The 472-nt window shown below is 44.5% G+C and carries 1 protein-coding gene; it reads right to left on the bottom strand.

Annotated features, from left to right (window positions below; translation table 11 throughout):
• A partial coding sequence (locus GQR54_RS19620; protein WP_277344604.1) for a multiheme c-type cytochrome occupies window positions 1–472 on the bottom strand: 472 nt, incomplete at both ends.

Raw genomic sequence — 472 nt, 5'->3', positions numbered from 1 at the left:
TCAGGGCGCGGAATTTTAAAGCTGTGGTCGCGCCTGTCATCAACGCCCATGTATCTGTTGGTTGGCATGTGGCAGCTAACACATTGTGCACCGGTTGATTGTTCTTTATGACGATGATGCTCGGGTTTGTTGTATTCGCTGGCACTGTGGCACTGTAAGCACAGCCCATTCGTTTTTGTTTTAACTTTCATGGTGTGTTTATCGTGGCAGTCAACACAGTTAACCCCGGCTTTGTACATTTTACTTTGTGCAAAAGAGCCAAACACATACACTTCTTCTTTAATTTGGCCATCGGCGTGATACAAATTCGGTTCTAAAAATGAAGGGCTAAATTGATCCAAAAACGCTTGGCTGTTATCAAAGCCATCAGTCAGCGGGCTTCTAAGCGAATGACACGCATAACAGCCTTGCATAAAGCTGTTATCGCGCGGCTCACCTTGCCAAGTAGCAATTTTATTATCGCCAATTATTT

This window comes from Pseudoalteromonas sp. Z9A4 (assembly GCF_011378845.1).
In the GTDB taxonomy this organism is placed as follows: Bacteria; Pseudomonadota; Gammaproteobacteria; order Enterobacterales; family Alteromonadaceae; genus Pseudoalteromonas; species Pseudoalteromonas arctica.
The sequence above is the reverse complement of the archived record's forward strand: the minus strand, read 5'-3'. Positions and strand labels throughout refer to the sequence as shown.